This window comes from Yoonia maritima, from assembly GCF_002933395.1.
In the GTDB taxonomy this organism is placed as follows: Bacteria; Pseudomonadota; Alphaproteobacteria; order Rhodobacterales; family Rhodobacteraceae; genus Yoonia; species Yoonia maritima_A.
The window spans coordinates 588,107-610,973 of sequence record NZ_PKFN01000007.1 but is presented as its reverse complement, the minus strand read 5'-3'; the positions used below and the strand labels follow the sequence as shown (position 1 = coordinate 610,973).

21 protein-coding genes and 1 tRNA gene are annotated in these 22,867 nt (G+C 52.3%); 13 read left to right on the top strand and 9 right to left on the bottom strand.

Going from position 1 to position 22,867, the window contains the following annotated elements:
* Window positions 1–14: 14 nt before the first annotated feature.
* Window positions 15–638: a helix-turn-helix domain-containing protein gene (locus CYQ09_RS04525; protein WP_106744213.1), complete on the bottom strand. Its 624-nt coding sequence runs from the start codon at window positions 636–638 to the stop codon at window positions 15–17.
* Between the two features lie 231 nt (window positions 639–869).
* Here CYQ09_RS04525 and CYQ09_RS04520 point away from each other — a divergent pair, with 231 nt between their 5' ends.
* Both CYQ09_RS04520 and CYQ09_RS04515 read left to right on the top strand, forming a co-directional pair.
* A complete protein-coding gene (locus tag CYQ09_RS04520; RefSeq protein WP_106744582.1) occupies window positions 870–1,514 on the top strand; it encodes a DsbA family oxidoreductase in 645 nt (214 codons plus the stop codon).
* A gap of 116 nt (window positions 1,515–1,630) precedes the next feature.
* Window positions 1,631–2,827: a multidrug effflux MFS transporter gene (locus CYQ09_RS04515; protein WP_106744212.1), complete on the top strand. Its 1,197-nt coding sequence runs from the start codon at window positions 1,631–1,633 to the stop codon at window positions 2,825–2,827.
* Between the two features lie 45 nt (window positions 2,828–2,872).
* Here CYQ09_RS04515 and mfd read toward each other — a convergent pair whose 3' ends face one another.
* Window positions 2,873–6,322 carry a transcription-repair coupling factor gene (gene mfd, locus CYQ09_RS04510; RefSeq protein ID WP_106744211.1) on the bottom strand — a complete coding sequence of 1,150 codons (3,450 nt, stop codon included), beginning with the start codon at window positions 6,320–6,322 and terminating at the stop codon, window positions 2,873–2,875.
* Window positions 6,323–6,361: 39 nt separating this feature from the next.
* Window positions 6,362–6,973: a component of SufBCD complex gene (locus CYQ09_RS04505; RefSeq protein WP_106744210.1), complete on the bottom strand. Its 612-nt coding sequence runs from the start codon at window positions 6,971–6,973 to the stop codon at window positions 6,362–6,364.
* Between the two features lie 33 nt (window positions 6,974–7,006).
* Here CYQ09_RS04505 and hemB point away from each other — a divergent pair, with 33 nt between their 5' ends.
* A complete protein-coding gene (hemB, locus tag CYQ09_RS04500; protein WP_106744209.1) occupies window positions 7,007–8,005 on the top strand; it encodes a porphobilinogen synthase in 999 nt (332 codons plus the stop codon).
* A 12-nt stretch (window positions 8,006–8,017) separates the two neighbouring features.
* On the opposite strand, the gene CYQ09_RS04495 is transcribed toward hemB, so the two are convergent.
* Window positions 8,018–9,262, bottom strand: coding sequence for a Hint domain-containing protein (locus CYQ09_RS04495; protein WP_106744208.1), 1,245 nt, complete (start codon window positions 9,260–9,262; stop codon window positions 8,018–8,020).
* Between the two features lie 222 nt (window positions 9,263–9,484).
* Here CYQ09_RS04495 and CYQ09_RS04490 point away from each other — a divergent pair, with 222 nt between their 5' ends.
* On the top strand, window positions 9,485–10,042 hold the full coding sequence (locus CYQ09_RS04490) for a YSC84-related protein (protein WP_106744581.1): 558 nt from the start codon (window positions 9,485–9,487) through the stop codon (window positions 10,040–10,042).
* 9 nt (window positions 10,043–10,051) lie between these two features.
* On the top strand, window positions 10,052–10,678 hold the full coding sequence (locus CYQ09_RS04485) for a nucleotidyltransferase family protein (protein WP_239495845.1): 627 nt from the start codon (window positions 10,052–10,054) through the stop codon (window positions 10,676–10,678).
* Here CYQ09_RS04485 and CYQ09_RS04480 read toward each other — a convergent pair.
* The 3 genes from CYQ09_RS04480 to ypfJ all read right to left on the bottom strand — a co-directional run bounded on the left by CYQ09_RS04480 (window position 10,668) and on the right by ypfJ (window position 12,595).
* Window positions 10,668–11,360, bottom strand: coding sequence for a Hint domain-containing protein (locus tag CYQ09_RS04480; protein WP_106744206.1), 693 nt, complete (start codon window positions 11,358–11,360; stop codon window positions 10,668–10,670). The two genes, CYQ09_RS04485 and CYQ09_RS04480, sit on opposite strands and share 11 nt — an antisense overlap.
* A 235-nt stretch (window positions 11,361–11,595) precedes the next feature.
* Window positions 11,596–11,681, bottom strand: a tRNA-Leu gene (locus tag CYQ09_RS04475).
* A 62-nt stretch (window positions 11,682–11,743) separates the two neighbouring features.
* Window positions 11,744–12,595: a KPN_02809 family neutral zinc metallopeptidase gene (ypfJ, locus tag CYQ09_RS04470; RefSeq protein WP_106744205.1), complete on the bottom strand. Its 852-nt coding sequence runs from the start codon at window positions 12,593–12,595 to the stop codon at window positions 11,744–11,746.
* A 111-nt stretch (window positions 12,596–12,706) separates the two neighbouring features.
* On the opposite strand from ypfJ, the gene CYQ09_RS04465 reads away from it, so the two are divergent.
* Window positions 12,707–13,285 (top strand): YqaA family protein, encoded by a 579-nt coding sequence (locus CYQ09_RS04465; protein WP_106744204.1) that lies wholly within the window; start codon window positions 12,707–12,709, stop codon window positions 13,283–13,285.
* Window positions 13,282–13,773 (top strand): disulfide bond formation protein B, encoded by a 492-nt coding sequence (locus CYQ09_RS04460; RefSeq protein WP_106744203.1) that lies wholly within the window; start codon window positions 13,282–13,284, stop codon window positions 13,771–13,773. Before CYQ09_RS04465 ends, CYQ09_RS04460 begins: the two co-directional genes overlap by 4 nt.
* Here CYQ09_RS04460 and CYQ09_RS04455 read toward each other — a convergent pair.
* Window positions 13,730–14,149, bottom strand: coding sequence for an Lrp/AsnC family transcriptional regulator (locus CYQ09_RS04455; RefSeq protein ID WP_106744580.1), 420 nt, complete (start codon window positions 14,147–14,149; stop codon window positions 13,730–13,732). The two genes, CYQ09_RS04460 and CYQ09_RS04455, sit on opposite strands and share 44 nt — an antisense overlap.
* An 86-nt stretch (window positions 14,150–14,235) precedes the next feature.
* On the opposite strand from CYQ09_RS04455, the gene rocF reads away from it, so the two are divergent.
* The 6 genes from rocF to gluQRS all read left to right on the top strand — a co-directional run bounded on the left by rocF (window position 14,236) and on the right by gluQRS (window position 22,430).
* Window positions 14,236–15,165: an arginase gene (gene rocF, locus CYQ09_RS04450; RefSeq protein ID WP_106744202.1), complete on the top strand. Its 930-nt coding sequence runs from the start codon at window positions 14,236–14,238 to the stop codon at window positions 15,163–15,165.
* Entirely contained in the window at window positions 15,162–16,208 is a 1,047-nt protein-coding gene (locus CYQ09_RS04445; RefSeq protein WP_106744201.1) for an ornithine cyclodeaminase, read from the top strand. Before rocF ends, CYQ09_RS04445 begins: the two co-directional genes overlap by 4 nt.
* Before the next feature lie 220 nt (window positions 16,209–16,428).
* Entirely contained in the window at window positions 16,429–19,170 is a 2,742-nt protein-coding gene (gyrA, locus tag CYQ09_RS04440) for a DNA gyrase subunit A (protein WP_106744200.1), read from the top strand.
* Between the two features lie 168 nt (window positions 19,171–19,338).
* Entirely contained in the window at window positions 19,339–20,151 is an 813-nt protein-coding gene (locus CYQ09_RS04435) for a hypothetical protein (RefSeq protein WP_106744199.1), read from the top strand.
* Between the two features lie 95 nt (window positions 20,152–20,246).
* Complete coding sequence (trmFO, locus tag CYQ09_RS04430) at window positions 20,247–21,590, top strand: methylenetetrahydrofolate--tRNA-(uracil(54)-C(5))-methyltransferase (FADH(2)-oxidizing) TrmFO (RefSeq protein WP_106744198.1); 1,344 nt, start codon at window positions 20,247–20,249, stop codon at window positions 21,588–21,590.
* Entirely contained in the window at window positions 21,591–22,430 is an 840-nt protein-coding gene (gene gluQRS / locus CYQ09_RS04425) for a tRNA glutamyl-Q(34) synthetase GluQRS (RefSeq protein ID WP_106744197.1), read from the top strand. It abuts the gene before it with no gap.
* A gap of 25 nt (window positions 22,431–22,455) precedes the next feature.
* On the opposite strand, the gene hisI is transcribed toward gluQRS, so the two are convergent.
* Complete coding sequence (gene hisI, locus CYQ09_RS04420) at window positions 22,456–22,818, bottom strand: phosphoribosyl-AMP cyclohydrolase (RefSeq protein ID WP_106744196.1); 363 nt, start codon at window positions 22,816–22,818, stop codon at window positions 22,456–22,458.
* Window positions 22,819–22,867: the final 49 nt, after the last annotated feature.

Here is a 22,867-nt window from a genome sequence, read left to right as displayed (position 1 = left end):
CGCGCGGCTGGGGGTTAGCTCAAGGACGTGACCCATAAAATGGTCGCGTCTTCTTGGCTTAGCGACACGACGTTATGCCCCATAGACGCATCGTAGTATGCGTTGTCACCACGGCTAAGTTCAATTGGCTCATAAAATTCTGTGTAAAGCCGAACTTGCCCAGTTAATACGTATAGAAACTCCTCGCCGTCGTGGCGCACCCAGCCGTCGAAATCATCCATAGAACGGGCCCGCACACGGGCGCGATACGGTAACATTTTTTTGGTCGTCAAAGTTTCGGCTAGTAACGCATGCTCGTAAGTGGTTGTGATCTTTGTACCTTCGTCACCGTTCCTTGTGACAGCCATACGGCCGTTTACTTGTCCTTTTGACGGTGGTGTAAACAATTGAGGTACCGATATTTCCAATCCGACCGCTAACTTTTTCAGCGCATCATAGGTTGGTGACATCTGGCCATTTTCAATTTTGGAAAGCGTCGAACGCGCGAGGCCAGCTTGCTGGGCAGCCTGCTCCAATGTCCAATCACGTGCCTTGCGTAATTCACGTACACGCGCCCCTAAATCAAGAGGCTGGGCAATTGTGCTGTCGCCGTTTTCATGTGCAACGCGGATAAGGCTTTGTGGATCGTGTTCTGTCATGACGCCTGTCTTAATCAGAGGGCGCAATTGTTGCAACTGCGAGGATTGCCCCGATGCACCATGCGCACAGGTCTAGCACGAATATGTGCTATTTTGCACAGTGTTTTATGTGCATTGGCTCTGGCCCCTGTTCACTGACGTGCTATCACAAATCGAACGGTACGTGTGACGCGTACGGAATGCTCAGCCGTCGACAACCCGCTAAACGTTGCGACGCGACAGGAGAACCAGATGGTCAAACTTGATATTATTTCCGATCCAATCTGCCCGTGGTGCTATATTGGTAAGACCAATTTGGATAAGGCGTTGCTCCAGTTTCCGGATCACCCATTTATCATGGAGTGGCACCCCTTTCAGCTGAACCCCGATATGCCCGCCGAAGGTATGGACCGGCGCGCCTACCTTGAGGCAAAATTTGGCGGTAAAGATGGTGCGGTAAAGGCATATGCCCCTGTTGTCGAACATGCAGAAAAGACAGGCGCCGTGATCAATTTTGACGCTATTAAAACGACCCCAAACACGATTGATGCGCATCGGCTCATCCACTGGGCGGGGATCGAGCAGCGACAAACCTTTGTCGTTGATTTGTTGTTCAAAGCCTACTTCGTTGATGGGCGCGATATCAGCAACCACGAAGTTCTCGCAGACATCGCCGACACAGCCGAAATGGATGCTGCCACAATCACAAAGCTACTGAGCTCTGACGCTGACATCGAAGATATCCGCGCGCGCGATGCCCATAGCCGCAAAATGGGTGTAAACTCTGTACCGACATTTATCGTGGCGCAGCAACATGCGGTTCCCGGTGCGCAGCCGCCTGAAACCTGGGTCAGCGTGATTACCGAAATCATGGATAAGCTAGAAGAAGACGCATGAACGCTCCACGTCCAGCTTGGCACAATAATGACAGGCATCAGGTTGCTTTGGCACCCTAATTCAGAATGCGAACAAACTAATCGTAACCTGTCGCACCCTATTGCTGGACCCCTTTTATGAAACGCCTACCACAAACAGAATTCATTGCGCTGATGGCAATGGTCGCGGCAACAGTCGCATTTTCAATCGACGCGATGCTCCCTGCTTTACCGCAAATCGGTGCAGAACTGACGCCGCTTGACCTAAACCGTGCGCAGCTGATCGTGACCAGCTTTGTGCTGGGTATGGGCATTGGGACGTTATTTACTGGCCCACTGTCGGACGCATTCGGACGCAAACCGGTCATGGTCGGCGGTGCGCTGCTTTATATTATTGCATGTGTCATCGCTTGGCAGGCCCAAAACCTCGAAGTCATGCTCGCGGCTCGTGTACTACAAGGACTGGGTGCAGCAGGCCCGCGCGTGGTCGCGATGGCATTGGTACGTGATCTCTATAGCGGCCGCGAAATGGCGCGGATCATGTCTTTTGTCATGATCGTATTTTCAATTGTACCGGCACTGGCGCCCACCATTGGTCACTACATCATCATTGGTTTTGGCTGGCGTGGAATTTTCGCAGCCTTTGTCGTATTTGCATCCATTGTGATGACATGGTTGGTCATAAGACAGCCTGAAACACTGACGCCTGAAAAACGACGCCCACTTAGCGTTAAGGCTCTTGTTAGTGCAACGCGCGAAATGTTCGTTCACCGGACAGCACGATTGTCGATCCTGGTGCAAACCTTGACCTTTGGCATGCTGTTTATGTTGATTTCGTCAACACAGCAGGTCTTTGACCAAACTTTTGCGCAAGGCGATGTCTTTCACCTCTGGTTTGGCGCAATCGCAATTTTCGCCTCATCGGCAAGCGTGCTGAACGCACGACTGGTCGTTCGATTGGGGATGCGCGCGATTATTAAATCTATGTATACAGTGCAAATTGCTATCACTGTAATGCTTGTCGCCGTGACACTGTTCAACGGGCCCTATTGGCTTAGTTTCGGTGCCTATCTTATTTGGGTCACAGGTAATTTTTTCCAAGCCGGCCTAACAATCGGGAACCTTAATGCGCTCGCGATGGAAGAAATGGGGCATATTGCAGGGCTAGCCGCATCCGTCATTGCCGCTGTGGCGACCGTTGGTGCTGTGGTTATCGCTGTGCCTGTCGCGCTGATGTTTGATGGAACGCCGATGCCAATGGCCTATGGTACATTGGTATGCGCAAGCTTGGCGCTATGGCTCACGACCATGATCAAACGGCCCGGTGAAGAATAACCACCGTTCTCGCTTTGTACCAAATACTCATAACAAAGGCCGGGTTTACCCGGCCTTTTTCTTTTTCTCGTCGGCAAGCTTTTGTGCCAACTCTCGTGCGATATTAAACGCACCTTGGATTTTATCGCGCTCCTTAGCCCAGTCACGCAGCACGACGATCTTGTTGTCCTTGACCTTGGCCTGACCGTCTTGGGCATGCACAAACTCAACCAATCCCTGCGGTGACGCGAATTTATCGTTGTGAAACTGAATCGTCGCGCCTTTTGGCCCTGCATCCAATTTTGAAATACCCGCGCGTTTACACATTGCTTTGATACGTACGACCAACATCAATGTGTTCACCTCACGCGGAAGCTTACCAAACCGATCAATTAACTCCGCCGCAAAACCTTCTAACTCGACCTTGGTCGTTAACTCCGACAGGCGGCGATACAGGCCAAGCCGTACATCTAGATCAGGCACATAGTCTTCTGGGATCAGGACAGGGACACCAAGGTTGATCTGTGGCGCCCATTGACCATCATCGATGATGCCCTCGGCATCCCCAGATTTAATCGCGGCAATCTGATCTTCAAGCATCTGTTGGTATAGTTCATATCCAACTTCGCGCATCTGCCCTGATTGCTCTTCACCAAGCAGGTTCCCCGCCCCACGAATATCCAAATCTTGACTCGCGAGCGTAAAGCCAGCCCCAAGGCTGTCGATAGACCCCAACACACGCAAACGCTTTTGTGCCGTGTCGGTCAGTTTTTGCCTCGGTTTAGTTGTTAAATAAGCATAAGCACGTGTCTTAGACCTGCCAACACGTCCACGAATTTGATAAAGCTGTGACAGACCAAACATGTCAGAACGCCAAACAATCATCGTATTTGCCGTCGGAATATCAAGGCCGGATTCAACAATTGTTGTCGCCAATAAGACATCGTATTTCCCATCATAAAACGCGTTCATCCTGTCGTCCAATTCACCGGCGGCCATCTGGCCTGTCGCAGTGATATAGGATACTTCAGGCATCTCCGTTTTCAGGAACTCCTCCATTTCGGGCATATCGGCGATCCGAGGAACAACGATAAACGATTGCCCGCCACGGTAGTGCTCGCGCAACAATGCCTCGCGCACCGTGACCGTATCGAATTCGCTCACGTAGGTACGTATCGCAAGCCGGTCGATCGGCGGTGTGCCGATAATTGACAGGTCGCGCACACCAGACAACGATAGCTGCAAGGTCCGTGGAATAGGTGTGGCTGTCAGCGTAAGCACATGCACATCAGTACGAAGTTGCTTTAGGCGTTCTTTGTGTTGAACCCCAAATTTTTGTTCTTCATCAATGACTAACAAGCCAAGGTTCTTAAACCGCACACCTTTTGCCAGCAACGCATGCGTGCCAACAACAATATCAACGGTGCCTTTCGTAATCCCATCACGCGTCAAGGCCGCATCTTTGGCTGAAACGAAACGCGACAGCGGTCGGACGTTCACAGGAAATCCCCGGAACCGTTCGGCAAAGTTTTGGTAATGCTGCCGTGCAAGCAACGTCGTTGGTGCAATTATTGCAACCTGAATCCCTGAAAGCGCGGCGACAAACGCTGCCCGAATGGCAACTTCGGTCTTACCGAAACCGACATCACCACAAATGAGGCGATCCATAGGCTTGCCAGCAGCCAAGTCATCCAGCACATCAGCGATCGCAGCCAACTGGTCGTCGGTTTCAACGTAGGGAAAACGCGCTAGGAATTGATCCCACAAGCCGTCAGGCGGGTCCATCGCGGGTGCCGTGCGCAATTCGCGTTCAGCAGCGACCCGAATAAGCCGCTCGGCGATTTGCCGGATGCGCTCCTTGAGCTTGGCTTTCTTTGCCTGCCATGCACCGCCTCCCAGCTTATCCAAAAGCCCAGTATCGTGGCCGTATTTGGACAGGAGTTCGATGTTTTCCACCGGCAGATAAAGCTTTGAATCTTCGGCATATTCTAAAAGGAGACATTCGTGCGCCGCCCCTAATGCGGTGACGACCTCCATGCCTTTAAAACGGCCCACACCGTGATCCACATGAACCACGAGATCGCCGGGGTTTAGGCTGTTCGCCTCGCTTAGGAAATTTTCGGCGCGACGTTTACGTTTGCTTTGACGGATTAGCCTATCACCCAGAACGTCTTGCTCAGAAATGACCGTGAGCCCGGGCGCTTCAAAACCGTGATCAAGCGGCCAGACAGCAAGATGAACCCCAGACTTCCCAACCCGACTGAAATCTTTAATAGCGATAGTTTCAGAAATGCCTTCGTCTTCGATCAGCCCTTCCAGCCGTTCGCGCGCGCCTTCGGAATAGGACGCAATTACGACAGGTCCGTCCTTAAGCTTTACTTTCACATGGTCCGCTAATGAACTGAAAAGGCTAATTTGTTCCTGCTGTCGCTCAGGCGAGAAATTGCGCCCGATACGCCCGCGAGCATCAATAACACCCACACCTGTTGCCTGTTTCAAAGGCGAAAACTGCATCACCCGTCGGTTGGAAATCGCAGCATCCCACGCGTTATCATCCATATACAACAATGCAGGCGGCGCTGGTTTATAGACGCTATCCATCCGACCCTTTTGGGTCAGCGCGTGCATGCGCGTGCCATATTGGTCTTCGATGCTTTCCCAACGCGCCAGTCGCATTGGCCCCATTTGATCATCCAAAGTCACTGTCGCCCGCGGCAGATAATCGAATAACGTTTCAAGATCTTCTTGGAAAAAGCCGAGCCAGTGTTCAATCCCCGCATGTTTGCGACCAGCACTGACGGCTTCGTAAAGCGGATCATCAGTGCCCGCTGCGCCAAATTCAATGCGATAGTTTTGCCGGAACCGTGTAATTGCTGAATCGTCTAAAATGACTTCGGATACGGGCGCGAGTTCAACTTCGGTTAATTTTTCGGTGGTCCTTTGTGTGGCCGGATCGAAACGCCGCGCGCCATCCAAAACATCGCCAAAAAGATCCAGCCGGACAGGTCCAGATTGCCCCGGTGGGAAGATATCGATTATGCCACCCCGCACGGCATAATCGCCCGGCTCCATCACTGTGGGACTTTGGGTAAATCCCATACGAACCAAAAAATTACGCAGGGCAGTTTCATCAATCCGACTGCCAACTGTGGCCTTAAAAGCCGCCTCGCGCAGGATACTGCGGGCGGGTACGCGTTGCGTTGCGGCTGCAAGCGACGTCAGCAGCACAAACTTTTCAGGCATCCCATGAACAAGCCCTGCAAGCGTCGCCATGCGTGCGGCAGAAACATCCGCGTTCGGGGAAATCCGGTCATACGGCAGGCAATCCCAAGCTGGGAAAACGAACACAGGAACATCTGGCGCAAAAAACGAAAGCGCTGCCTGCATGGCGGCAAGCCGTTTGTCATCAGACGCTACGTGAAGAACGGGATGGCCTTTAGATAGCTCAGCCAGAATAAGCTGCGCATCATAACCTTCGGGGGCACCGCTTACGGTGATGTATTTTAGATCGGACATGCGGGATGAACTACTCCGCCGGGCTTTGGTGTCAACCGTTCAGTAGCCAAACGGCTGCATGAGACTAAAAAGCATACCGTAGGCTGCCGAAATGAATACAGAGACCATCGCGATGAGCTGGATAATCAGTCGCAGACGTATCAGGTATTTTGAAAGCTCAGCCCCCTGCAGTGGATTTTGTGATAACCGCTTGGAAGCAAAAACATTTATGCCTCCGACAAAGGTGATTGGAAGCACCAAAAGCATGACACCTTGAGCGACTTCCAATCGGTAGTAGAGGGCAGAAACGACGACTGAAGTCAGAATAAATGCAAGTAAACCAACAGCTAAACCGCCACCTTCTTGTACCAGCGCTTGAATGCGTCGCACATTGATATCGACCAATGCCTCTAAATCGCTTCCGGCTTGCGCGCCAAAGCGTCGCGCACGCAAAATCATGTCAAACGGCACGCCTATGATCCAATGGCTTACAATCATCCAGCAGGTGCAGACCATGATCCAGTACCAAAGGTTGGAAAATGTGTGCACATCCAGCACACGAGAAAAGAGGCCGTTCCAATCCAAAGTCGTATCCTGTTGATCTAACTCATTTTGGGTGACGTTAGCGTTACAAACGAAAGATGCCCATACTTGTGATAGGTAAAAATCCATGCGACCAAGGCCGCAATTACGAAAGATGACACTATGAAACCTACTGTTGCTCCTTTTCCCGCCGCGCGCCTGCGTCGCAACCGCCAATCCGCAAGTCTTCGGGCGCTTACGCGTCAGCATTCATTCAGCGTGGATGATCTGATTTGGCCCGTTTTTGTGATGGATGGGACAGACGACGAAACGCCTGTTGCATCAATGCCGGGCGTCACCCGCAAGACAGTGGATCGCGTTGCCAAGGCAGCGATAGAAGCCCAAACATTGGGCATCCCTGCAATCTGCCTTTTCCCCTACACGGGTATGGAGGCCCGTACCGAAGATTGCGCCATGGCATGGGATCCGAACAACCTCACGAACCAAGCGATCCGGGCAATCAAAGATGCAGCACCCGACATCGCCGTTATGACAGATATCGCATTAGACCCTTACAACATTAACGGGCACGATGGATTTGTCGAAAACGGCGAAATCGTGAATGATCGTACGGTCGAAGCGCTTGTTAAAATGGCGCTGGCGCAAGCGGATGCAGGGGCTGATATTTTAGGCCCATCTGACATGATGGATGGTCGTATCGCCGCGATCCGCCACGCGCTTGAGACAGAAAAGCATCAAAACGTCACGATCCTTAGCTACACGGCAAAATATGCATCTGCGTTCTACGGACCGTTTCGCGATGCGGTTGGCGCGTCATCCGCGCTGACTGGTGACAAGAACACCTATCAAATGGACCCCGGCAATTCAGACGAAGCACTGCGCCTTGTCGAACGCGACCTTTCCGAAGGTGCCGATATGATCATGGTGAAACCCGGGATGCCGTATCTGGATATTTGCCGTCGCGTGAAAGACGCATTTGGTGTGCCCACATTCGCCTATCAAGTCAGCGGAGAATACGCGATGCTGCAAGCCGCCGTGCAAAATGGCTGGTTGAACGGCGAACAAGTCATGATGGAAAGCCTTTTGGCATTCAAACGCGCTGGCTGCGATGGGGTGCTAACCTATTTCGCGCCAGAGGCCGCGAAAGTTCTGAATCGCTAACATCATAGACAGTTAGTTACGATAGGTTTCCAGCAAAGGTTTGTTGTTCTTTATATGCCGTGCAATCAAGCGATGTTGCCGAGGTAAATCGACGATCATTTGCGCGGCTCTTGTTGGGCATTGTTGACCAACAAGGCCGGGGAACAGTGTCTCGATCTCTTCCTGTGCGTCGATAGAAAGTGAATGCACCGTTTCCCGTCCTAAGAACAAGGTCTCAGCAGGTGCACCTTCAGCGAATACAACTTGATGATCGTCACATAAAATATGGTAATAGCTTATGTCATTGATCGTTTCGTCAATGAATATATCTGGGAGGTTTGTCAGCCGCACCGCCGGGATAAGCACATCCCTTAGGCCAAACATGCGCTCTGCTACTTTTGACGAAACAAGTATCCGGTGCTGGCGCGACACCAATAGGTCTTGCTTGGGTAATCCTTTGCCTAATGCGCCGGCACGAATGCGTACCGGTCGCAGCTTTGGATTCGCTACTAGGTCCGCGCTAGAGAGCTTAATCACACCAATCCAACGAATTTTAGCTGCGCCCGCAGCAAGCGTCGCGATTTTCTGACCAACCCGAAGTTTTTCGATTTCGATAGCGCCCTCACAAGTAGCGATTTTTGTCCCACCGGCGAAACAAACAACGTTTTGGGTTTCCACATTAAACCCACCACCGGTGTTTTGGACCCCCCTTCCATCGGCCGTGGTCCAATTATCCAAATCAAGTATGGATGCGATCAAATCCTCTTGTTGAATTGGTAGCGTACCGTCTGCGGTCCACTCCATATAATCTTCGTCACCATCAATAATGACCGCCCCGTTGCTTGTCGTAAGCCCGGTCCCAGTAAGGTTTGGCGTTTGCGTATTACTGCCGTCAGCCTCGTTCCCGATAACCGCGACATAGTTTGTTGCGGTAATTGCGTTCCCGTCACGTGTTCCTTGGAACGCCCAAAACATTTCATTGCGACCAGCGATATCATAGCCGCCCTTAATATAATCGACGTCGCCTCCGGAATCGAAATTGATTGTATCAGCGGCAGGGTCCATATCGATTGTCACCACAGTGCCAGCAGGAACACCACCGGCAGGGACGGTCCATTCGATCATTTGTTCACTACCAAAGAAGCCGGTCTCGTCGCGCTCATCGTCGGTGAAATAGATAACTTCTCCGGCGGAAAGACCTGTGGTTGCGATAAACGCGATATCGTCGTTATCGCTATCCCAACCGACGAAAAGAACATCTCCTGGCTCTAACGGCATCTACAAACCACCCTCACAACGCGCAGCACTCGTTATTTCAAACTTCAACCTCAGGAGGATCAGATAGCACATTTTGAAATTTATCAATAGTGTCGATCAGCTGCTGAAACAGTCTTGGCGTGCCCCAAACAAACCAACAGGTGACAGCTTCTTAGAATTTACTTATACTTCCCGAAATAAGAGACGATAAACGTTTCAGATATGGCAGATAAGGCGAAAAAAATGAGCACTTACACAAGGCGTAGCTTTACGCTTGGCGCATTGGCAACAACGACTTTGGGGGCATGTAGTAATGGTATTGGCGGCAATGGGCCTGCAACCATTGATGCACGTGTCGACGGTACATTGAACGCGATGTACTCGCAGTTTCCGGGCACTCAGCAGCTCGCCAGCCGTGCCAGCGGTATGCTCGTGATGCCGTTGATCACCGAAGTCGGTCTTGGTCTTGGCGGTTCCTTTGGACGTGGGGCCCTACGCATCGGCAACTCAACAGTCGACTATTATTCATCCGCGTCGGGCAGCGCTGGCCTGCAAATCGGTGCCCAGCAATACAGCCATGTTCTGTTTTTCATGACCCAAGATGCGCTGATGGATTTCCGTCAATCCCCGGGCTGGGCGGCTGGTGCCGATATCGAATATGCAATCAGCGCCCAAAGCGAAATGCTGCGCGCTGAGACAACGACGTCGCTGTCACCAGTCATTGCTGTCGTCTTTGCGCAAACCGGATTACGACTTGGCGCGACGCTTGAAGGCACAAAATATACCCGCATCATCCCTTAGGGTCTTGCAATGCCAATGGGGCGTTTATCGATCACAACCAACATTGACTGTCCGATCCTTATTTTGGCTGCGGGCAGTTCAAGCCGTATGAATGGGCGTGATAAATTAAACGAATTGGTCGATGGGGAACCTCTTCTTCGAACCCAGTGCAAAAGAGCGATAGCAACCCAACAACCTGTCTATGTGGCGCTGCCCGCGGCCCATCACACAAGAGCAGAACTGCTTTCAGGGTTAGATGTTACGATTTTGGCAATAGCACAGGCGACTGAAGGGATCGGCGCAACCTTACGGGAATCTGTCGCAATGCTGGCACCGTGCTCCAAGTTTATGGTGATTCTCGCTGACTTGGTATCTTTGCAAACGTCTGATCTGCTTCACATGCTTTGCGTAATTGGCACTCACCCAAACCACCTTATTTGGCGCGGCGCGACACACAAAGGAAACCCCGGCCATCCCGTTGTTTTTGATAACGCATTACGTTCAGAATTCTTACATTTGTCAGGCGACAATGGGGCTACCAAAATTATCAAAAAACACCGTGATCAAATGCGGCTTGTCCCACTTGGCGCGCAAGCACGTTTAGACCTAGATACCCCCCAAGATTGGGCGGATTGGCGCGCGGGCGTTAAGATTTAAACAGAACTTTGGTTTCTTTTTTCTGCAATGTTTTACGGGCCGCACGATACTGCTTTAACCCTTCCATTGTGGCAAGCTGCGGAAAAAGCCGGAACAGTTCTTCGCGTTGATCTGCGTCCACACCGCGAAGTGAATAATCGCCGGGTTGGAATGTCTCGGTCCATGCGCCGTTGGACAACACCACCTCGTGATGTTCACACATGAAATGCACATAAGTAAGATCCTGCGGTGCACCGATTTTTACACCATCAATTTTTGTCAGGTCTTTTGCGTAAACCAGCACTTCGTTTTGCTCGAAATACATTTGCGCCATTTCAGAAACGATCAACACCCGGTGGTACGGCGATACCTGCATATCTCGTTCAGGCAGACCATCACCCAATGCCCCGGCTTTGATGAAAATTGGGCGAATGCCCGGCGTCGCTTTAAGGTCATCTGTCGTAACTGACTTATGCCCGACCCAAGTGATGTGCCGGATACCGTTATCGCGCGTGAGCACCCGCGCGCCCACCTTCAAATCTTCGACGAGAATTTCACCACGGGGCGTTGCAATTGCAGTGCCCGGTGTAAAGCAGGGTACGATTTTTTTTGGCCGTGACGGATCAGTTCCAGGAACCGTATTGGCAGGTCTATTCACGCTCCAAAGAGCAGCGCTATCAGAACATGTGTTCACGACTGTCATGCGAAAATCCCCTGTTCAAACACCTTACTCACAAAGCCGTTCTCTGCTGAACGGAAACACCGTTAAATTACCAGCCACCAGCGCATACAAGCAACCTATTCTCGGGGCCGCCGCGCAAAAAGTTCATGTTTGCAAGCAATTACCCTAGTTAAGACATGCTTTGGGCGCGATGGCGACCCAATGCGAACACTGTCCTGACTTAATCCTATAAGCCCTACACCTTAACAAGTAATACTGGTGCCGATGGAGAGACTCGAACTCTCACGATATTACTATCGGGGGATTTTGAATCCCCTGCGTCTACCATTCCGCCACATCGGCCAGTGCGGACCTCCTAAACAGGACCGCGGGCAACGTCAATCAGTCGAATGCATTTTCTTGCATTAAAGTCGCGCGGCACCGAAAGTATCGCAATCGCTGAGGTTACCTGTCTCGAAACCACGCGCAAACCAGCGTTGGCGTTGCGCGCTTGTTCCATGTGTAAATGTGTGCGGTTGTACGCGCTGTCCGGCATTGCGTTGCAGTGTATCGTCGCCGATCTGCGCGGCTGCGTTCATTGCTTCTGCAATGTCGCCTTGCTCGAGGCTATCAAATTTTTCCCGTGCTGCACGTGCCCAGATACCGGAAAAGCAGTCAGCCTGTAATTCAATCCGCACAGAAATCGCATTTGATTCTGCTTCAGAAGACCGCTGCCGAATTTGATTTGCTTGTCCCAAAATACCTAATTCGTTTTGAACGTGGTGCGCAATCTCATGTGCTACGACATAGGCTGCCGCAAAATCGCCCCGCGCGCCGAAACGATCATCAAGAGTCGTAAAAAATGCCGTATCAAGAAATGCTTTTTTTTCGGGCGGGCAATAGAACGGTCCGGTTGCAGCGGACGCACCGCCACATGCTGATTGGGTCTGCCCCTTAAACAACACTAAGGTTGGTGCATTATAGACCTGCCCTAGTTGGTGACGGAAAATATCTGTCCAGACATCCTCTGTATCGGCCAACGTCACAGATACAAATTCAGCGGCACGTTCATCAGCAGGCGTCAGTTCAGCTGATTGCGCACTGCCCTGCCCGTCCCCGTCAAGGTTTACAAATTGGCTCACATCAACACCAAAGTACCAGCCGATGAGTAAGACAGCGACAGCGCCAATACCACCAATGCCGCCTGCACTGCGCGCACCGCCAGCGCGTCGTCGGTCCTCGATTTTGCCACTACCGCGGCGTCCCTGCCATTTCATCACCCAGTCTCCCGTTGCCTATGCGGCATTTTAACTGCATCCAATAACGGCACAAGCTTGACCCCACTGTGCCAGCGTGGCCTAACGCATAAAATACAGGAAGGTTCTATAATGTTGCGCAGTCTCTACAATTGGACGTTGTCATTGGCCCAATCACGCTATGCGCTTTGGGCACTTGCCGTCGTTGCATTTGTCGAATCTTCGTTTTTTCCAATCCCACCGGACGTTTTAATGATCCCGATGATCATTGCGCGCCCATCACGCGCGTTCCTCATCGCTGCCGTTGCGACAGTTGCGTCGGTGTTAGGTGGAATGTTTGGCTACTACATCGGCTTTGCACTAATGGAGACCGTAGGCCAACCCATTCTTGACTTTTATGGGAAAGGTCACGCGTTCGAAGAATTCGCCGCAAAGTACAACGAATGGGGCGCATGGGCTGTCCTGACTGCTGGTGTCACACCCTTCCCGTTCAAAGTCATCACGATCGCGTCAGGCGTGACGCAACTGTCATTTCCTGTATTTGTTATTTCCGCCATTATCGCACGAGCACTGCGTTTCTTTTTGGTTGCAGCACTTTTGTGGAAGTTTGGGGAACCTATCCGTGACTTTATCGAACGCCGACTTGGGCTTATTTTCATCGCTTTTTGCGTTCTTCTGCTGGGCGGGTTCGCCATTGTGGGGCTGCTATGACACGTAATTTAATGGTTCTTATCGCCGCAGGTGGATCAGCGGCATTGATGGCTGGCGCATTTACATTTCAGTTTTTTGGATATCCGCCCTGTGCAATGTGCCTTTGGCAGCGCTGGCCACATGTGGCCGCGATTGTGATCGGCCTATTGGCTTGGAAAATTCGTGGATGGTTATTGCCAGCGCTTGGCGCATTGGCCGCTGCAACGACTGGTTCTATCGGTTTCTTCCATATGGGCGTGGAACGTGACTGGTGGGAAGGCCCCAGCAGCTGCACAGGCAACGGGCTATTGAATGGCCTTGATGGTGCTGGATTACTTGCCGTCGAAGGCCCCAAAGTCATCATGTGCGATCAAGTGTCTTGGGAATTTCTGACACTCTCAATGCCGACATGGAACGCGATATTCTCTTTCGTTTTGGTCGGCTTTTGGATTGCCGCAGTTGTTCTTAGCGGCGCGTCGACAAAAGAAGGCTCGTCTCGCTCCGCGTGACGCCTTCTAAGCGGCGAATGGCAGACAGCACCTGATCGAATTCTTCAAGCGTCGCTGTTCCGATTTCCGCGATCAAATCCCAAGTGCCGTTGGTTGAATGAACCATCTGCACCTGGGGCATACGGGTTAGGCTTTTTGATATCTTCTCGGCCCCGCGCCCTGCAATTTCCAAGCTCATAAAGCCGCGCACCGGATCGGGCCGCACGTCTGAACGGGTGACCACCGAAAACCCCACGATCTCACCGGCCTCGACCAGCCGATCAAGTCGCGTCCGAATGGTGCTGCGAGTCACGTTAAGTTCTGCTGCCAACTCTGACAGCGATGCGCGCCCATTTCGACGCAAGGCCCCGACCAGCCGGGTATCCAGTTTGTCCAATTTAACCATCCACTTTGTACAACTTAGATTCATTTTGCACGTTTTGTGCGCTACCGCCAGCCGTTGTTTTGGACAATAATTTTGGGATGACACAAAGACACTGCATCTTAATTGGGGCACCGGTGGACTGCGGAAAACGCGTTCGTGGTTGCCTCATGGGCCCCGACGCATACCGAACCGCTGGCATCTCAGAGGCGATCACCGAACTTGGACACACAGTCGAAGACATCGGCAACCTGAGCCCCGCATCGGTAGAAGTCGCGCCTGCCCGAAACCCACAAGTTTACAAGCTGGCCGAAAATGTCGGCTGGACACAAACCCTCATGGCCGCCGCTGAAGAAGCAGCGCCACGGGGCATGCCCATTTTCATGGGTGGCGACCATGCGCTTGCAGCTGGAACTGTTGCAGGTATGGCCGCCCACGCAGCCAAACAGAACCGACCGTTTTTTGCGCTTTGGCTGGATGCGCACAGCGACATCCATACGCCCGATACGACCGACAGCGGAAACCTGCACGGCACGCCAGTGGGCTATGTCACTGGACGTGATGGCTTTGACGCCTATCCGCCCCTGCCCGTGCGTGTCGAACCCGCGAATATCTGCATGATTGGCTTGCGGTCGGTTGATGCCGCTGAACATGCCGTTCTAGACGATGGCGACGTGATGCTGGTGGATATGCGCATGATCGACGAACAAGGGATCAGCGCCCCGCTGCAGGCTTTCTTGGATAAGGTCCAAGCGGTCAACGGAATGCTGCATGTGTCGCTTGATGTGGATTTCCTAGACCCATCTGTCGCACCCGCGGTTGGAACAACTGTTCCCGGCGGCGCCACTGTCCGCGAAGGCCATCTCGTCATGGAAATGCTCTCGGACTCCGGTCTCGTGACCTCGCTTGATCTGGTTGAGCTTAATCCGTTTCTTGATGATCGCGGCCAGACCGCAAACCTAATGGTAGACCTGACAGCATCCCTGCTAGGCCGCCGCGTATTTGACCGCCCAACCCGGAGCCACCAATGACACTCAAAGCCTCACCACTCGCGATGGTTCCATTCGTCAGCGTCGACAATATGATGCGACTGATCCACAGCATCGGTATCGAAACCTTTATGGCTGATCTGGCGCGCGAAATTGAACGCGACTTCGCCCGCTGGGAACTGTTCGACAAAACGCCACGCCTCGGCAGTCATTCAGACGTTGGCGTGATCGAACTGATGCCGACATCTGACGGTGAACTGTATGGCTTCAAGTATGTAAACGGTCACCCGAAAAACATGAAGGAAGGCCTACAGACAGTTACAGCATTTGGCGTGCTGTCAGATGTTTACACAGGATACCCGGTTCTATTCTCAGAGATGACGGTTTTGACCGCCTTACGCACAGGTGCCATGTCTGCGGTCGCAACCAAACACCTTGCGTCGCCTGACGCAAAAACCATGGCCATGATTGGCAATGGTGCGCAGTCAGAATTTCAATGCCTCGCGATCAAGGCTGTCTGTGGGATCAATGACATTCGCCTTTACGACATCGATCCCGAAGCAACCAAAAAATGTGCGGCAAACTTGGCCGACCTTGGGTTCACCATAACGTCCTGCGCAACCCCGGAAGAAGCAATTCAGGGCGCTGATGTGATCACCGTGGCCACGGCGGATAAGGATATGCAAACAATCCTGACCGACAACATGGTTGGCGCGGGCGTCCACATCAACGCTATCGGCGGCGACTGCCCCGGCAAGACAGAGCTTCACCGCGATATCGTCGCCCGATCAACCGTATTCGTTGAATACCCTCCACAGACGCGGATCGAAGGCGAAATTCAGCAAATGCCCGAAGACCACCCGGTCACAGAGCTTTGGCAGGTTATCACAGGCACAACGCCGGGCCGCACATCCGCGTCAGAGGTCACCCTGTTCGACGGTGTTGGCTTTGCGATCGAGGACTTTAGCGCCCTTCGCTATGTCCATCAGCAGATCAAAGACACGCCATTTTATGTCGATATTGATCTGGTTGCAGACCCAGATGATCCTCGTGATTTGTTCGGCATGATCAAACGCGCTGGATAATGCTTTGGGGCAGGAAAATCACCACGATTTCCTGCCCCAAATTTTAACTACAAAAAATATCCAATTTTCTGCGGAAACTTGGATAATAAAAACAATACGTTAGGCGTCACTAACTGCCCCCAATTCGCCAACCCAGCATCGCCCATTGCACCCTATATCAAGTGTCTGATAAGGTATACTGAACGAGATATAGCAGTAAGAATAACAACAGGCGGTCCACGTGAACGATACTCCAGAAACCCCTGAAAACGATGACGAAAACACGCCAGCACGTTATGTTTATGACGGGCCAGCGGTTACCATCGAGCACGAGCTGAAAACCAGCTATCTTGATTACGCAATGAGCGTGATCGTAAGTCGTGCGATCCCCGACTTGCGCGATGGGCTAAAGCCAGTACACCGCCGTATCCTTTATGGTATGAACGAAAGCGGTAACACGTCGGACAAACCTTACCGGAAATCAGCGCGTTCTGTTGGCGATGTTATGGGTAAATACCACCCTCACGGTGACAGTGCGATTTATGACGCTTTGGTCCGGATGGCCCAAGATTTCTCTATGTCGCTAAAGCTGCTTGATGGGCAAGGTAACTTTGGTTCGATGGACGGCGACCGCGCCGCTGCGATGCGTTACACCGAAGTCCGGATGGATAAGCCCGCTGCATTCCTGCTGGCCGACATCGACAAAGACACGGTTGATTTCCAAGACAACTACGACGGCAAAGACCGCGAACCCACTGTTTTACCTGCACGTTTTCCGAACATGCTGGTCAACGGTGCTGGCGGTATTGCTGTTGGTATGGCGACCAACATTCCGCCACATAACTTGGGCGAAGTGATCACTGCCACTTTAGCGCTGATTGACGAACCGGACCTGACATCCGAACAATTGATCGAATACGTCCCTGCTCCTGACTTCCCAACTGGCGGGATCATTCTGGGCCGCAGCGGTGCGCGTAAAGCCTATCTTGAAGGCCGCGGTTCTGTCGTTGTGCGCTCAAAAACGCACGTCGAAGAAATTCGCAAAGATCGCTACGCAATCGTCATCGACGAAATTCCCTATCAGGTGAACAAGGCCGCGATGATCGACAAGATCGCCGAAGCTGCCCGCGAAAAGCGGATCGAAGGCATTGCACATGTCCAAGACGAATCTGACCGTAATGGTGTTCGGGTTGTTGTTGAACTAAAGCGAGACGCCACGGCCGAGGTCGTGCTGAACCAGTTGTTCCGCTTTACGCCGATGCAAACTTACTTTGGCTGTAACATGCTTGCGCTGAACGGCGGTAAGCCAGAACAACTGACACTACGCGCGTTCCTGACTGCGTTTATCGACTTCCGCGAAGAAGTGGTTGCACGACGCACGGCATTTGAATTGCGTAAGGCACGTGAACGGGCGCATATCTTGTGCGGTTTGGCCGTTGCCGTCACCAACATCGACGAAATCGTTGCCACCATCCGTTCGTCTGCTGACGCCGCGACTGCGCGTGAAAAACTGATGACACGTCGTTGGCCTGCTGAAACGATCCTCGAATATATCGCGCTGATCGACGATCCGACCCATACCGCCAACGAAGACGGCACATATAACCTGTCCGAAACACAGGCCCGTGCGATCCTTGAATTGCGCCTTCAGCGTTTGACCCAAATTGGCGTCAAAGAAGTGACAGATGAACTTCAAGAATTAGCAGGTAAGATACGGGAATACCTAGAAATTTTGGGTTCACGTGATCGCATCATGCAGATCATCCGTGATGAGCTACACGAAGTCCGCGATCAGTTTGCTGTGCCTCGCCGCACCGAAGTCGTCGACTGGGCCGGCGACATGGACGATGAAGATCTTATCGAACGCGAAGACATGGTCGTGACGGTCACGTCTGGAGGTTACATCAAACGTACAGCTCTTGCCGATTTCCGTGCGCAACGTCGTGGTGGTAAAGGCCTGTCATCCATGCAGACCAAAGAAGAGGACGTGGTGACCACGCTCTTTGTGGCCAATACGCATACGCAACTGTTGTTCTTCACGACAGACGGAATGGTCTACAAGCTTAAGACGTGGCGCCTACCGCTTGGCAGCCGTACAGCCAAAGGCAAAGCGATCGTCAACATCCTTCCTATTCCACAAGGTGTATCCATCGCGGCGATCATGCCCGTTGACCGCCCCGAGGACGAATGGGACGATCTGCAAGTCGTCTTTGCAACCTCTGCCGGTACAGTCCGCCGTAACAAACTGTCAGATTTCACGAACGTCATGCGTAACGGTAAGATCGCAATGAAGTTTGAAGACGATCATGCTGAAACGACGCTAATCAACGCGCGCATCGCTTCAAACGAAGATGACGTAATGCTGGTCACCGATTCAGGTCGTGCAATCCGCTTCCCTGCTACAGATGTCCGCGTCTTTAACTCGCGCGCTTCGGTTGGTGTGCGCGGCATCAAGCTGCAAGGCGAGGATAAGGTCGTTTCGATGTCGATCATCCGCCACTTTAAGGCCGAGGCCGATGAACGTGCCGCATACCTAAAAATGCGTCGCGCGATGGCTGGTTTGGCCGATGATGCGGAAACGGATGACGAAGAAGACGCAGTCGCAGGTGCAATCAGCCAAGAGCGCTATGCCGAAATGTCGGCCGCTGAAAACCTGATCCTTACGATCACATCCAAAGGGTCTGGTAAACTGTCATCCAGCCATGACTACCCTGTTCGCGGACGTGGCGGCATGGGCGTTGCAGCGATGGACAAAGCAATGCGCGGCGGCCCACTGGTTACATCGTTCCCAGTGGAAATGTCAGATCAGATCATGCTGGTGACATCCACTGGTCAGTCTATCCGGGTTCCAATCGAAGGTATCTCCTTCCGGTCACGCGGCGCAGGTGGTGTCAAAGTATTCGATACGGGCAAAGGTGAAACTGTGGTCAGCGTTGCATGGATTGCCGATCAAGGCGACGAGGATGCCGAAACCGACGACTAACCTACTACCCCCTATTTCAAAGCTGATACGCCTGCCTGATAGATCGAGTTCAGGCAGGCTTTTTTGTGGCTAAATTGGAACATTCAGCTGTAAAATAGCGAGCAACCTAGTTCGCTCAGAAAAACAATTTATAGATGAGTCTATAATTCCCATAAGGCTTTAGGAACCATGACCTTGAAAATTGCACTTGCCACACTTCTTATCAGCTCAGGCATGACACCAGCCTTCGCTCAAAGCGTTGAACTTAGCGCAGCGTCCATTGAATTGGGCACAGCGCTTTTAACTGACGACGGCGAAGACGGCATCCAAACCACGATCGAAGGAACCGCAGAGTTTTCAATTGCGCCGGCCTTTTCCGTCGGTGCAAGCTTTGGTTTGTACAATCACAGCGGCGATTCCTATGCCATCGATGCGGGCACCTATGATACGACAAACTTAACATTGCACGCGCTTTACAAATCAACGCCGACGTCAGCAATCGGTCTATTCGTTGCAACGGAATCCACTGATGCAGTGAGCGATAACATTAACATTGTTGGCTTGGAATTCGGAATGCGCTCAGGCAGCACCGGTTTCGAGGCATACTACGGCGTTACAGATCTAACAGCCTATGATGATGAAGACTACACATTCGGCGGCATGTCCGTTGACTTTGCTACTGCGCAAGGCGTTACTTTTGGCGCCCGGTATGATGCCTTTTCTCCGTCTTATGGCGTAACGACCGGTGGTACCGTGATCGAAGCGACAGTAACTGATGTCGCGATTAGCGCAGGTTATGATTTTGGTAATGGGGTCGGCATTAATGCAGAGCTTGGCCGTCTAGGTATCACCGCAAACGATGGAGACACAAACTATACGGCTGCTGACCCACAAGTTTATGTCGGCTTCAACCTTAACTACAACTTTGGCGCTACTGGCGGAACATTGACTGATACACGTTCCTTCATGGAGCAGGCTTCATTCTCTCTTGATCGCTTTTAAGCGTGTTGATCTATTATCAACGCGAATACTGAATATGTCCCGGGTGTCACATCCCGGGGCTTTTCATTTCTTGGTCTGCCGATTAAGTCAGAACGATGGATCAGACATTACACATCATCGGCGGCGGCATGGCCGGATCAGAGGCTGCTTGGCAGGCTGCAAACGCAGGGCTACAGGTTGTCGTTCACGAAATGCGACCGAAGGTAGAAACCTTTGCCCATCGTACTGGCAACTTGGGCGAGATGGTATGTTCCAACTCATTCAGGTCAGATGATCACGAACAAAATGCCGTTGGTTTGTTGCACTGGGAAATGCGTCAAGCCAATGGGTTGATTATGCAAACAGCTGAAAAGCACCGTTTGCCTGCGGGCGGCGCATTAGCCGTGGATCGTGACCCATTTGCGGAAAGCGTGACCGCCGCGCTTAAATCGCATCCGAACATCTCAATTTCATATGATGAAATTACCAGCCTGCCTGACGACGGAAATTGGATCATCGCAACCGGCCCTCTGACATCGGGTAGTTTGGCAAAGGCAATCCAAGCCGAAACCAGTGCCGAAGCACTTGCATTCTTTGATGCAATTGCTCCGATTGTTTACCATGAAAGCATCAATATGGATGTGGCATGGATGCAGTCACGCTATGATAAAGGTGAGACCGAGGAAGAGCGGACCGCCTACCTCAATTGCCCGATGAATAAAGATCAGTACGAGGCGTTCATCGACGCGCTTCTTGCCGCCGAAAAGACAGAATTCAAAGAAGGCGAAACTGCGGGCTATTTCGACGGCTGCCTACCTATTGAGGTAATGGCAGAGCGTGGACGCGAGACGCTTCGTTTTGGCCCGATGAAGCCTGTTGGCCTGACGAACGCTAATGATCCCGAGAACAAGCCATATGCGGTCGTTCAGTTACGTCGCGATAATGCGCTTGGCACATTGTACAATATCGTCGGGTTCCAAACAAAAATGAAGTACGGCGCGCAAAAGGCTGTATTTAAAACCATTCCTGCTCTTGAGAATGCCGAATTCGCACGGCTTGGCGGCATTCATCGGAACACATTCATCAACTCGCCAACGCTACTTGATGAACAAATGCGCCTGCGCTCGCGCCCGAATATCCGCTTTGCCGGGCAGATTACTGGCGTTGAAGGTTATGTAGAAAGCGCTGCGATGGGTCTACTTGCTGGGCGCCTTGCGGTCGCCGAGCTCACAGGAAAAACGCTGCCCGCGGTTCCAAACACGACCGCCATGGGCGCGCTGGTGACGCATATCACCGGCGGCGCAGAGGCAAAGACGTTCCAGCCCATGAACGTCAATTTCGGCCTGTTCCCACCTCTCGAAGGTGCGAAAAACGGGCGTCGAAATCGTAAAGAGCGTTACAAAGGTTACACAGATCGCGCCAAGTCAGATTGGCAGGCGTGGCTCGCCCAGACCGTGTAAATGATCACGCGGTTTGCCCCGTCGCCCACAGGGCCATTGCATCTCGGGCACGCCTATTCTGCTCTGACGGTTTGGGATATTGCAGCAAGGCACGGCGGAACCGCGCTGCTGCGCATTGAAGACACTGACAGCACCCGCGCCCGACCCGCGTTCGAGCAAGCCATTTATAACGATCTTCACTGGCTGGGACTAGATTGGCCGCTGCCTGTGCGGCGACAATCAGATCATACGGCCGACTATAACGGCGTCATTGAACAACTGGCAAAGCGCCAGTTGGTATTCCCTTGCTCTTGCACAAGGCGCGATATCCAAGATGCTGGGGCAATGCCCGGTGTCGAAGGGCTTGTTTATCCAGGAACCTGTCGGCACCGCACAATGAATGACGCGCAACCCGGTGATGCGATCAGGCTAAACATTAGCGCGGCCTTGGAACAACGCGATCGTACTATGACGTTTGTCGAGCTTTCATCCGGTGCGCCCATCAAACATCACATCACCCCAGATCAGCTTATCAACGACATAGGCGACACCGTTCTCATCAGAAAAAACACTGGCAATCCGGCCTATCATCTCGCTTGTGCACACGATGATGCGCTGCAAAGAGTCACGCATGTCGTGCGCGGTATGGATTTGTGGGCACAAACACCCTTTCAGGTTCTGCTGCAAAACATCATAGGATGGCGGACCCCGCAATATCACCACCATGCACTGATAACCGACGATAGTGGTAAGCGTTTAGCAAAAATCGATAAATCAAAGGCCCTATCAAAATATCGTGCCGAAGGCGCCACACCAGACGACATACGCCGCATGGTCGGATTTCCCCCATCATCTTGCTAAAAATACTCCCGCGCGGAGCGCATTCCTACGGCTCCAAAGGCGCTTCCGTCACAACTTCTTCACCATCAACAACCGCAGTAAAGAAACAGGTCCGACGGCCAGTATGACAGGCCGCGCCTACCTGCTTCACCTCAACCAATAGGCAGTCACGGTCACAGTCGATTTTAAACGCAACCAATTCCTGCGTGTGCCCACTTGTTTCGCCTTTAATCCAGAATTCTTGACGCGAACGGGACCAATAAGTCACGCGACCAGTCTCTAACGTCTTGGCCACAGCTTCGGCATTCATCCATGCCATCATCAGGACTTCGCCGGAAACGCTGTCTTGGGCGATCGCGGGGATCAGCCCTGCGTCATTGTATTTCAAACTGTTTGGATCGAATGACATGGCGAAACCCTTTGCAACTGAATGTCTTCGGACTATCTAAGGGGGACCG

Excerpts from the sequence above, each read along its gene's own strand:
- CYQ09_RS04525 (WP_106744213.1), bottom strand. The coding sequence starts at position 638 with ATGACAGAACACGATCCACAAAGCCTTATCCGCGTTGCACATGAAAAC.
- CYQ09_RS04520 (WP_106744582.1), top strand. The coding sequence starts at position 870 with ATGGTCAAACTTGATATTATTTCCGATCCAATCTGCCCGTGGTGCTAT.
- CYQ09_RS04515 (WP_106744212.1), top strand. The coding sequence starts at position 1,631 with ATGAAACGCCTACCACAAACAGAATTCATTGCGCTGATGGCAATGGTC.
- mfd (WP_106744211.1), bottom strand. The coding sequence starts at position 6,322 with ATGTCCGATCTAAAATACATCACCGTAAGCGGTGCCCCCGAAGGTTAT.
- CYQ09_RS04505 (WP_106744210.1), bottom strand. The coding sequence starts at position 6,973 with ATGGATTTTTACCTATCACAAGTATGGGCATCTTTCGTTTGTAACGCT.
- hemB (WP_106744209.1), top strand. The coding sequence starts at position 7,007 with ATGAAACCTACTGTTGCTCCTTTTCCCGCCGCGCGCCTGCGTCGCAAC.
- CYQ09_RS04495 (WP_106744208.1), bottom strand. The coding sequence starts at position 9,262 with ATGCCGTTAGAGCCAGGAGATGTTCTTTTCGTCGGTTGGGATAGCGAT.
- CYQ09_RS04490 (WP_106744581.1), top strand. The coding sequence starts at position 9,485 with ATGAGCACTTACACAAGGCGTAGCTTTACGCTTGGCGCATTGGCAACA.
- CYQ09_RS04485 (WP_239495845.1), top strand. The coding sequence starts at position 10,052 with ATGCCAATGGGGCGTTTATCGATCACAACCAACATTGACTGTCCGATC.
- CYQ09_RS04480 (WP_106744206.1), bottom strand. The coding sequence starts at position 11,360 with ATGACAGTCGTGAACACATGTTCTGATAGCGCTGCTCTTTGGAGCGTG.
- ypfJ (WP_106744205.1), bottom strand. The coding sequence starts at position 12,595 with ATGAAATGGCAGGGACGCCGCGGTAGTGGCAAAATCGAGGACCGACGA.
- CYQ09_RS04465 (WP_106744204.1), top strand. The coding sequence starts at position 12,707 with ATGTTGCGCAGTCTCTACAATTGGACGTTGTCATTGGCCCAATCACGC.
- CYQ09_RS04460 (WP_106744203.1), top strand. The coding sequence starts at position 13,282 with ATGACACGTAATTTAATGGTTCTTATCGCCGCAGGTGGATCAGCGGCA.
- rocF (WP_106744202.1), top strand. The coding sequence starts at position 14,236 with ATGACACAAAGACACTGCATCTTAATTGGGGCACCGGTGGACTGCGGA.
- CYQ09_RS04445 (WP_106744201.1), top strand. The coding sequence starts at position 15,162 with ATGACACTCAAAGCCTCACCACTCGCGATGGTTCCATTCGTCAGCGTC.
- CYQ09_RS04435 (WP_106744199.1), top strand. The coding sequence starts at position 19,339 with ATGACCTTGAAAATTGCACTTGCCACACTTCTTATCAGCTCAGGCATG.
- trmFO (WP_106744198.1), top strand. The coding sequence starts at position 20,247 with ATGGATCAGACATTACACATCATCGGCGGCGGCATGGCCGGATCAGAG.
- gluQRS (WP_106744197.1), top strand. The coding sequence starts at position 21,591 with ATGATCACGCGGTTTGCCCCGTCGCCCACAGGGCCATTGCATCTCGGG.
- hisI (WP_106744196.1), bottom strand. The coding sequence starts at position 22,818 with ATGTCATTCGATCCAAACAGTTTGAAATACAATGACGCAGGGCTGATC.